The sequence below is a fragment of the Micromonospora orduensis genome (assembly GCF_006228125.1).
GTDB lineage: Bacteria > Actinomycetota > Actinomycetes > Mycobacteriales > Micromonosporaceae > Micromonospora > Micromonospora orduensis.
The window spans coordinates 1-10,225 of the sequence record NZ_VDFY01000285.1 but is presented as its reverse complement, the minus strand read 5'-3'; the positions used below and the strand labels follow the sequence as shown (position 1 = coordinate 10,225).

The following is a 10,225-nucleotide window of genomic DNA, read 5'->3' as shown; positions in this document are numbered from 1 at the left end:
CCCTCAACCCGCTGTCCGGCAATGACCCGGACCTGGTCGTCGACAACCTCGTGTCGATCTTCGGGAACATCTTCGCGAAGGCGTGGGGGCCGCGGATGGACGACGTCATGCGGGTGGCCTGCCTGACCCTGCTGCGGCACGCCAACGTCACCCTCCAGCACATTCCGCCCCTGCTCAACTCGGCGCAGTTCCGGTCGGCGATGACCGTCGGCCTGGATGACCCGGCCGGCCTGTCCGGGTTCTGGCAGTGGTACGACCAGCTCAATCCGGCCCTGCGCTCCCAGGTCATCGGCCCCGTCCTGGCCCGGCTGCGGGCGTTCCTGCTGCGGGACTTCGTCAAGCGCACCATGCGCTACCCCCAATCGAGCTTCGACATGGGCAAGGTCCTGGACGGTGGGGCGCTGCTGGTGCGCATCCCGAAGGGCCAGCTGGGTGAGGACACCAGCAAGCTCCTCGGCTCCCTGGTCCTGGCGCAGGTGTGGCAGGCCGCGACCGCGCGCGCGGTCGTGCCGGCGGACAAACGCCGCGACGCCACCCTGATCATCGACGAGTGTCAGAACTTCCTCACCCTCGCCAACAGCCTCGACTCGATGTTGGCGGAGGCGCGGAAGTACCGGCTGTCGATGGTCCTCGCGCACCAGGACCTGGCCCAGTTCCCGAAGGACCTCCTGGCAGCGGCGTCGGCGAACGCCCGCAATAAGCTGTACTTCTCCGTCGCCCCGGAGGACGCGCGCGTCCTCGCCCGGCACACCCTGCCCGAACTCGACGAGCACGACCTGACCCACCTCGACGCCTACACCGCCGTCGGGCGCCTCGTCGTCGGCGGGCGGCAGACGCCGGCGTTCACCCTCAAGACCCGGCCGCCGAAGCCGGTCGTGGGCGAGGCGACAGCCATCCGGCAGGCCGCCGCGCAGGCGGTACCGGCGCAGGACACCAGCGCGATCGACGACCTCGTCGACCGGTTCTCGGCCCGAACCGACGACAACCGCCGCCCCCGGACCAAGAGCCGCCCGGAGGCGAACGCCTGAACGTCGCAGGGCGGCTGAGCGAGATCGACAGACCGGTCGAGCGGAGTAGCCCTCGTCCCGGCCTCCTTCCGTGTGGGCTTCACCAGCCCTTCACCACCGATCGCGATCCGGCACTGACAGATCCGGCCGTAGGGATCTGTCAGTGCCGCTCACCGGCCATCACCAGCTCCCCGTGCCGCCTCACCGAACTCAGACACCCTCCCCTCGGAGGGACCCCTCTCCCGCCTGGAGCGTCCACCGTGCCCGCCAACAACTCCGCCTCTCGCTCGTCCTCCGCTTCTTCTTCGGCCTCCCGCTCCTCTTCTCGGCTGGCACGTCTTGACCGGCTTCGTCGTCTGACCGTCCGCGACCATCAGCTGCTGCGGTGGCTCGCCGAGCACTACGTGCTGTCCACCGACCAGGTCGCGGCGGCCCTGTTCACCTCGCTTCGCGCCGCCCGGCTACGCCTCGCCCAGCTCCACCAGATCGAGGCGGTCAGCCGGTTCGTCGACGTCACCACCGGCAGCGGCCAGTACCTCTACACCCTCGGCCCGCTCGGCGCCGTGGTCCACCCCACCCAGTTCAACGACCCGAACCAGGCCGGCACCCGCGCACCGCGTACCAGCATCGACCGCACCGAACGCATCATCGGCAGCCGCCGCCTAGCCCACCTGCTCGGCACCAACCAAATGTTCATCGACCTCATCGGCTACGCCCGCACCCACGAGCACGCCCAGCTGGCGCGCTGGTGGTCCGAACAGCACACCACCGCCGCCTACGCAGCCGCCTCCTACGCCGCCGGCAGCGGAACCAGTGTCCAGCCCGACGGGCACGGCATCTGGCACGCGGCCGGGCGCACCGTCGGGTTCTTCCTCGAACACGACAACGGCACCGAACCCCTCGGCACCGTGCTGCGCAAGCTACGCGGCTACGAACAGCTCGCCATCTACGGGCCGCGGTACCCGGTGCTGCTGCGCGTCCCCGGCCACCGCCGCGAACAACACCTCCTTGACGCCCTCGCCCGAGTGCCCACCGCCATGCCCGTCGCCACCGGCCTCCACGGTGAACACCCCGCCGGACCCGCCTGGACCCTCACCACCGACCCCGGCCCGCGCCGCTGGCTACACGAACTGCCCTCGGACCACGGCCCGGACAACCCGGCCACCAATTCGCATCCGCTCTCCACCAACGGAAATGAGGTCAATGGCCTTGTGTGACTGCCGGCCATAGCTGACGCTTCCCAAGCGTTAGCCGACACCGCCGACTCCCAGGAGCGACTCAACCACTGAACCGAGCCCCGAAATCTCGAGGCCGGTCACGCTCGTGGGAGCCGAAGGGCACCAAGTCGAAGGTCGACCTCCGGGCGAAGCGCTACAGGTAGCGTCGGCTCCCATGATCGTATGGATCAACGGCACCCACGGGGCAGGTAAGACGACGACCAGTGCACTGGTGCAGCAACTGATCCCGGACTCGCGGGTGTTCGATGCCGAGAAGGTCGGCGAGATCCTCATGGACATCACGCCGGGACTGCCCGAGACGGACAACTTCCAGCACTGGCCACCATGGCGGCCCCTCGTCGTCGAGACCGCCCACCGCGTACTCGAATACGCCGGCGGCACTCTGGTGATCCCCATGACTGTCCTGGTCGAGCAGTACTGGCGCGAAATCAGCAGGGGCCTCGCTCAACATGCCATCCCGGTAAGGCACTTAGTCCTCCACGCCGACCAAGAGACCCTCCGCAGGCGCATCGAGGGAGAACACCTCATCCCCTCCCCGTTCCGCCTCAAATACCTCGAGCACTACGCCGAGGCGGCCCGCACGTGGCTACATGCCGACGCCGAGGTCGTCAACACCACGCACCTCACGCCCGCCCAGGCCGCCCTGCAGATCGCAGAGGCCGTCAAGAGGTGACGCCCGCCAAGCGAACAGGCGCAGGTCGGCAACAACGTGGTGCGGGATCAGTCCCGGCTGAAGATGCAGGCAGGAACGGTGCGCGGCTACGGCGCAGACGGCGTCCAGACGGATACCGACGGTCCGGCACTGGTCGATGAGGCGAATTCGTCAACATCACCGGCGAACCAGTGCAAGGTGCTGACCGGCCGGCTCGTGTCGATACGCGCTCCGCATCCTTTCAAGCACGCCCACGAGCCGACTGGTTCGGCGGCCGGTGCCGACGGCATGAGCCGCGCCGACAAGCCGCATCACGCCGACAGCGATCGCCCTGCCGGACGCCGACGCCGCTACTCAACGTCAACGCCACGCTGGCGGCCATGCAAAGCGTTTGTGAGGCCGGCAAAGTCTCACACACTCGCCGCCGACCACCCGGCGAGCCCGGAAAGCGTCTGACAGGGCAGGTCAACCGCAGTCCTGACGATCATGACGGCGGCTGGCGCTGACAGATCCGGCGGCTACCTTCATCGGCACCATCTCTCACCCATATATCGCTTCTTCCGGTCCGGTCCCACCTCGGGAACCACCGCCGCACCCCACGGTGCGCTCCGCCCACCCGCCTTCGGCCGGTCGGCGCCCGCGCCGCGCGGCGGCCCTGAGGTCGCACCGCACCACCAGCACCACCCCGCTCCACCCCCTGTTCGCTCCGTGAGCCGACCCATGCACCCGGTGGACCGGCCGCTTCCGCGCGCCCACAGCGCACCCCAACCGAAGGAGGAACCCCAGATGACCGCAACCAACGGTGCCGCGACTCCCCTGAGCCGCTACGGCACCCGCGTGCCGACGGTGACGCCCCGCAAGGGCCGCACGACCGCCCCCACGGCCACCGCCAGTGCCACGGCCGCCACCAGCCTGGTGGTCACGCCGGCCGCGACGATCAACACCATGATCGTCTGCCTGCCCGACGGACTGCCGGCCCAGGCCCTCACCGCCACCCAGCTCGACCGACACTTCGGGGTGTCCGGCAATCTGCAGGCCCGCTTCTGGGCCACGCCGGACATGTGGCTGTGGCAGCGCGGCCACCTCGTCGCGCCCCGCAAGGGACGCCCGGTGTACTGCGCCGGCGGACCGGTCAAGCTGCTGGACCTCGCCGCCATGCGCCACGCCGCTGGCGTCGGCGCGGGCATCCGCCACCAACTGTGGCAGCAGGTCGTGCACGGCACCCGGCCAGCCGCCCCGTGGCCGACCCTGCTGGCCCGCCATCTGGCGGACCCCGCCCGCTACCCGCGCGAGCGGGCTGAGGCGGACTTCCACAACCAGGCCCGCGTCAACGCGATGCGGATGCACAACGCGGCCAGCTACGGCGCCGCCCACCTCGCCGTGGGGGAGCTGGAGATGTTCCAGGCAGGCCCGATGGCCTACCAGCACTACAGCGCCACCACCGCCGTGTGCGGCGATGCCCTGCTCACGCCGGACGGGCACAAACTCGCACCCGCGAGCGACGCCCTCACCCACCGGGTGACCTACCTCGAGCAGGCGATGCGGTACCTCGACACGGTCGAGGCCGACCAGCGGCTGCTCGCCGTCGCCCTGTAACACCACCGAATCGAAGCCGGTCGGGCACCGCCACCCCTCCTCCTGCCTGGGATCGGTGGCGGCCTGACTGGCTACCTCACGTCAAGGAGACCTACTGATGGCCCACCAGCCTGACCAAAACGACGCCGCTGGCGGCCCGGCTCGGCCGGTCTACCCGCATGTGCACGTCCAGCTCAGCGGCGGAAACGGCAACGCGTACGCCATCATCGCCGCCGTCTCTCGGGCGCTGCGCCGCGACGTCGGCGCCGATGCCGCCGCCGCCTTCACCGCCTCGGCCGAGTCCTGCGGTTCCTATGACGAGCTGCTGCAGCTGGCGATGATCACCGTGGATGTCAGCTGACACCGGTACCCGTTCGAGGGCGGGAGGCCCCGGAGGCCGGGGGCATCGCCCATGAGCTTCGGCGCTACTGCCGACCTTTCCCTCTTCCAACCCCTTGTGAGGGTCCTCATGTCCCACCGATTGTGGTTCCGACTCGACGACGTCCTCCCTCTCGCCGAACACGCCGCCGCCGCCAGCGCGCATCTCAGGACGCGGCGGCAGTACCGGGCTGGCGTTCCGGACCAGGCCGCGCTGATCTGGTCCCACGACGCCGACGGTGACTGGTTGTCCTCCAACGGGGTACCCCGCTGGTACGACGCCGACGGCGTCGACCACCGCGTCCTCGCCGAAACCTGGTCCCACACCGCTACCGGCGCCACCGGCAACCCGGTCCCCACCGAGGACGGACAAGGATTCCTGCCCCTGCACACCGGCCACCTTGACGGCCGGCGGGACTTGCTCGATCTGCTCCGCTACGCCCGCCGCCACGAGATGCACTGGTTCGGGCTGCACCCGGACCCGGCGAGCGAGGCTACCAACGACCGCTACCGCATCTCTCGCCAGCGGGGCGACATCAGCCCACCGCTTGCCACCTGGACCCCGGCGACCGTGACCTGCGATCTGGTCGGCGGCGGCGCCTACCGCGCCATGGTCGCCACCGGCTACACCACCCTCTCCCGCACCGCGGTGCTGTGCCGCTTCCCCCGGTTCGCGGTGCAGCGCATGGCCGCCCACCTCGACGCCCTCTATCCCGGTGATATGCCGGGCGAGCACCCCCGGCTGCGGTTCGACGGCGACGAGGTCGCCGTCGAGTGGGAGGACGACGACGGCCTGGGCAGTCGCTGGTTCGAGGACGACCGGGTCGTCCCGGACGCTAACCGCTGCTACGCCATCGGCGCCTACCGGTGGCCCTGGACCCGCGTCGCCTCCGAGGCGACCACCCGCGCCACCGACCCCACGGACCGGTCACAGTGACCGTCGACGAGGTGTTCCACCAGGGCGGCCACGGCACCTACGAGCTGACCCGGATGCACCATCCGACGGGTACGTCCTTCGGGTGCGGGTCCACCGCGACAGCTACGCCACGCAGAGCACCGCCTTCGCCGAGGTTTTCACCCGCGCTGTTCACCTGGACGATCATCGCGGGCAGCCCTGGTGGCGGCTGGCACCGCACGACCCCGACGGCTTCACCGGACGTGGCGCCGCTGATCCCGGTCGCCGACGAGGTGCTGCAGCGGGCGCGGCAGACCCTTCCCGCTACGCCGCCGTTCACCACGCCCGGCCGGTAACCCGCCAAGGCCACACCTTCCCGCGCTGCTCTGCCCGCCCGGTCGCACCTCGCGCACCAGCGGACGCAGTCCGGCGCCACCCCTTTCGAGCCTCCATCCGCCCGCCGCACCGCGGCGGCTGACCAGCGCGTCCGCGGCCCACCGTCGCTGACCCGCCTTCTGTTTGGCACCACCTGGCCGATGCCCGGCCACCCGCGCACTCGCGCACACCCGGGCACGGCCGTGCCCGGGTTCCCACCCGCCAGAAGGGAACCCCACTCATGACATCCAGCACCAGTCCGGTCTCCGGTCGGCAGCTCACCATCGCCGTCATCGGCGGCAGTATCACCGGCCCTGTGACCGCGCTGCTGTTGCTGCACGCCGGATTCGACGACGTCACCGTCTTTGAGGCCGCGCCGGCGTCCGCGCCCCTGGGCGGCGGCCTCATCGGCCTGGAACACCCCGCTCTCGACGTGCTCGACCGCCTCGACATCGGCCAGCACGAGATCGTGGCGCACGACTCCGAGGCCATCGTCCAGATGACCATCCGCGACCGCCACCCAGCCGAGACCATCCGACGCACCTACCCGGGGCGCAACACCACCTGGACGTTGCTGCACCAGGCGCTGACCCGTCGCCTACCCGTCGGCGTCCTGCACGCCGGCATGAAGGTCACGGCCCTGACCGAGCAGGCCGGCCAGCCGGTGCTGCGGTTCCGCGATGGCCACACCGCACCCGCCGACCTGGTCGTGTTCGCCGACGGCCGGTCCTCCACCGGCCGCCGGCTGCTGGATCCCGAGCGGACCCTGCGGTACGCCGGCTACGTCGCCCACCGCGGCATCGCCGACATCACTCCCCAGTCCGGCCTGCGGGACTTCCTGCGGCTACAGCCCTGCCCGGGCGCGCAGTTCAATCTCGCCCCGGTACCCGGCGGCTGCGACTGGACCTTCTACCTCAACTGCACCAGCACTGAGTACGCGCAGCGGTTCGGTGCCGACCCCACCCGCCGGGTCTTCGCCCTGCCCCGGCACGTCAGCCCCGCCGCCCGCGCCCACGTCGACACCCACGCCGACCTGCTCCTGCCGGTCGACCATGCCGCCGTCGTCCACGCCACCACCACCCGCATGGCGGTGCCGGTTTTCGACATCACCCCACCGGAGCGCATGGTCTGGCCCGTCGGCAGAGGTCACGCTGTCCTGCTCGGCGACGCCCTCGCCCCCGTGCGCCCCCACACCGCCCGCGGCGCCAACAACGGCATTGAACAAGCCGCTGGCCTCGCCGCGGCCCTCACCCAGCACCGCAAGTACGCCGCCGATCTCACCGCCGCCCTGCACGGCTGGCAACGCCGCCACCTGCCCGCCGCCGTCGCCGCCGTGCACCGCGGGCCCGTCATCGGCCACCAGCTTGGCCTCGGCACCCACCAACCCGCCCAGTAACCCACCCCGAGAGAAAGGAGGTGGCCTCCTCATGGCCACCAAGACCACCGCGATCCTCGTCGACGACCTCGACGGCTCCACCGACGACGTCGCCACCTACCAGTTCGCCTTCAACGGCGTCACCTACGAGATCGACCTGTCCGCCGGCAACTTCGACCGGATGGCCGCGGCATTCGGCCCGTTCATCACGGCCGGACGGCGCCTGCCGAAACAGCCCCGGGCACCACGGCGGCAGCATGGCAGCGCGACCGGCCGCACCCAGAGCCAGGAGATCCGCACCTGGTGGTGGAGCGCGAACTGGCAGGAGCTGAACCTGCCCCGACCCCGAACCGGGGGCGTCATCCCCGCCGCGGTGCGCGACGCCTACCACGCCGCGCACTGACCCCCGGTCACGAAGGTGCCGCCCGGCGAGCGATCACCGGGCGGCACACCTGTGCGCGGCGCCGCAGTCCCGCACTCCGGGCAGACGACTTGATCAAAACCCGAACCGAAGCGTGCATCAGTGCACACGCCTCACTCAGCAACCCCTGCTGACGGCAGGAGAAAGGGGGCCACGCGCCCATGACCAGCACCCCCGCCAACACGAGCACCGATACGGCCACACCAGCGCCCCTGGCGCCCGGCGTCGCGAAGGTCCTCGCCGCGCTGCACCGCCTCGGCGAGGCCACCGCCGCCGCCATCGCCACCGAAGCCGGCCTCGGCTACTCCACCACCACCCCGAAACTGCGCACCCTGCACAACGCGGGACTGGCCGAGCCCACCCGACGCGACACCGGACCCAGCCTGTGGCAGCTGACCGACATCGGCCGCGTGCGCGCCGAACAGGGCGATCACGGCCAGCCCGCCGCGCAGCCCGCCACCCGCGACGCCGACACACACGGCACCGCCGCGGAACACGGGCCGCGCGGCGACGACTCGCAGAAGATCGGAGAGGCTGCCGGGCAGGACCACGAGCAGCCGCCAGCCACCGAGGTTCCCGCCCACGGGCAGCCGGAGCCCGCCCAGGAGTTCGCATCGCCGGCTCCTGGCGATGCCGACGCTGCACCCGACGCGGCCGCTGAAGCCGAGGACACCGAAACCGACCACGGCGACGGCAGCGCCCGCTCGACTGCCGAGGCCGAGGCGCCGGTCACGACCGACGACACCGATCCGGCCACCGGACCGACACCCCCAGCAGCCGAAGCGGACGCCCGACCAGCCACACCGGACGGTGCTCCTGCCGGCACGTCCACCGCCAGCACCACGGGCGATCTCGCTACGCAAGCACCCGCCGCACCGCCGGGCACGGAGGCGGCGGGCGAGGCGGCACACGCCTCTGCCCGGCGGGCGTCGGGCAGCCTGCGCGGCGCGATCCTCGACATCCTCGAGGCCAACCCCGACCGGCAGTACAAGGTCAGCGAGCTGTGCAAGCTGGTCGACCGGGCCAACGAGGGAACCGAAGCGAAGAAGGCCAGCGCGGGCGCGGTCCACAACGCCGCCGTGAAACTCGTCGGGACCGGGCGGGCGGTCCTGACCGCCGAGAAACCCGCCACGTTCGCCCTCGCCGACTCCACCACCTGAACGACCCCGCCAGCCGGTAGCCCGGAGGCGGGCGTCGAACTTCCCGGAACCACGCCCGCCCCCGGTGCTCCTTACGCGACAAGGAGCTCCCGAAGTGTCTCCCATCCTGACCTCGATCGTCACCGCCGCCGGTGGAATCCTCGCCGGTCTCGCCCTCGCCGCAGCGCTGCTGTGGCGCCAGCAGCAGGCATTGACCCGCGCCCGCTACGCCGCTGACCACGACGACACCACCGGCTTGCCCAACCGGCGAGCCCTGCTCGCCGCCCTCACCCGCGCCACACGCGCCGATGCCCCGTTCGGGCTCGTCCTGCTCGACCTCGACGGCTTCAAAACCGTCAACGACACCTTCGGCCACCAAGCCGGCAACGACGTGCTCACCGAAGTGGGCCGACGGCTGGCCGCCCTGCCGCGGCCGGTGCGGCTCGCCGCGCGGTTGTCGGGCGACGAGTTCGCCCTCCTGGTCGACGGCGGCCCCGACGACGTCGCCGCCGCCGCCCGCGCCGCCTGGCGGGCGGTCGGCCGCCACCCTGTCGACCTCGGCGAGCACGCCGTGGCCGTGCGCGCCAGCGTCGGGCACACCAGCGCCGCCCTCGGCGTCGGCCCGCGCACCCTGCTACGCCAAGCTGACATCGCCATGTACCAGGCCAAACAAAACGGAGCCGGGGTCCAGGCCGCCACCGCCACCACCGGCCACACCCAGCCGCCGCCGGGTACCCGCCTGCGGGACCTGCGCCACCGCTGACCGCTCACGGAAACACCACGAGGACCTCGCGCCCGTCGACGGGCGCGAGGTTCCCATCATGTCCCGCCTGCTCCCGTCAGACACGACTTGACCTTCATTAAGAGGTGAGCGTCGATCAGCGCCGGTCGTCGCCTGTCATCCGGTCATCAGCTCCCCACCGGCCGGGACGCGAGTCGGGCGGCGACTGCGCATACACGCGATCCGCCGACCGAAGGGCCACCCGCCATGGCACACCCCGCACACCCCGAGGACCGCAGCCGGCGTCCCAGCGACCGCACCGCAGTACCGGACGACGTCACCGACAGGCTTCTGTGGGCGCTCGCGGTCGGCGTCGCCGCCGCCCACCCACTGGGGCCCGACGGCGCCTGCGCGAACCTGCAGTGCCGCGGGCAGCAGGGCCCCTGCTG

General features: G+C 71.3%; 12 protein-coding genes and 1 pseudogene. All 13 read left to right on the top strand.

Translation table 11 applies throughout. The annotated features are described in order from the left end of the window. The coding region (locus FHG89_RS30645; protein ID WP_167517570.1) for a type IV secretory system conjugative DNA transfer family protein at window positions 1–1,028 on the top strand (1,028 nt) is incomplete at its 5' end. Between the two features lie 308 nt (window positions 1,029–1,336). Further along, window positions 1,337–2,224, top strand: a complete 888-nt coding sequence (locus FHG89_RS30640; RefSeq protein WP_139587868.1) for a replication-relaxation family protein — start codon at window positions 1,337–1,339, stop codon at window positions 2,222–2,224. 175 nt (window positions 2,225–2,399) lie between these two features. Continuing rightward, a complete protein-coding gene (locus FHG89_RS30635; RefSeq protein ID WP_139587866.1) occupies window positions 2,400–2,918 on the top strand; it encodes an AAA family ATPase in 519 nt (172 codons plus the stop codon). Between the two features lie 36 nt (window positions 2,919–2,954). After that, a complete protein-coding gene (locus FHG89_RS30630; RefSeq protein WP_139587865.1) occupies window positions 2,955–3,353 on the top strand; it encodes a hypothetical protein in 399 nt (132 codons plus the stop codon). Between the two features lie 330 nt (window positions 3,354–3,683). Further along, window positions 3,684–4,493, top strand: a complete 810-nt coding sequence (locus FHG89_RS30625; protein WP_208761166.1) for a hypothetical protein — start codon at window positions 3,684–3,686, stop codon at window positions 4,491–4,493. A 97-nt stretch (window positions 4,494–4,590) separates the two neighbouring features. After that, complete coding sequence (locus FHG89_RS30620; RefSeq protein ID WP_139587864.1) at window positions 4,591–4,833, top strand: hypothetical protein; 243 nt, start codon at window positions 4,591–4,593, stop codon at window positions 4,831–4,833. Between the two features lie 108 nt (window positions 4,834–4,941). After that, a complete protein-coding gene (locus tag FHG89_RS30615) occupies window positions 4,942–5,787 on the top strand; it encodes a hypothetical protein (protein WP_139587863.1) in 846 nt (281 codons plus the stop codon). Then, the gene (locus FHG89_RS30610; RefSeq protein ID WP_139587862.1) at window positions 5,784–6,101 is read left to right on the top strand and encodes a hypothetical protein; all 318 of its coding nucleotides are present in this window, start codon (window positions 5,784–5,786) and stop codon (window positions 6,099–6,101) included. Before FHG89_RS30615 ends, FHG89_RS30610 begins: the two co-directional genes overlap by 4 nt. Before the next feature lie 260 nt (window positions 6,102–6,361). After that, window positions 6,362–7,516: an FAD-dependent monooxygenase gene (locus FHG89_RS30605; RefSeq protein WP_139587861.1), complete on the top strand. Its 1,155-nt coding sequence runs from the start codon at window positions 6,362–6,364 to the stop codon at window positions 7,514–7,516. A 31-nt stretch (window positions 7,517–7,547) separates the two neighbouring features. Further along, the gene (locus tag FHG89_RS30600; protein ID WP_139587860.1) at window positions 7,548–7,898 is read left to right on the top strand and encodes a histone-like nucleoid-structuring protein Lsr2; all 351 of its coding nucleotides are present in this window, start codon (window positions 7,548–7,550) and stop codon (window positions 7,896–7,898) included. Between the two features lie 179 nt (window positions 7,899–8,077). Then, window positions 8,078–9,076 carry a MarR family transcriptional regulator gene (locus FHG89_RS30595; protein ID WP_139587859.1) on the top strand — a complete coding sequence of 333 codons (999 nt, stop codon included), beginning with the start codon at window positions 8,078–8,080 and terminating at the stop codon, window positions 9,074–9,076. 94 nt (window positions 9,077–9,170) lie between these two features. Next, complete coding sequence (locus tag FHG89_RS30590) at window positions 9,171–9,818, top strand: GGDEF domain-containing protein (RefSeq protein WP_139587858.1); 648 nt, start codon at window positions 9,171–9,173, stop codon at window positions 9,816–9,818. Between the two features lie 225 nt (window positions 9,819–10,043). Next, a pseudogene (locus tag FHG89_RS33445) lies at window positions 10,044–10,225 on the top strand (hypothetical protein); the annotation flags it as partial.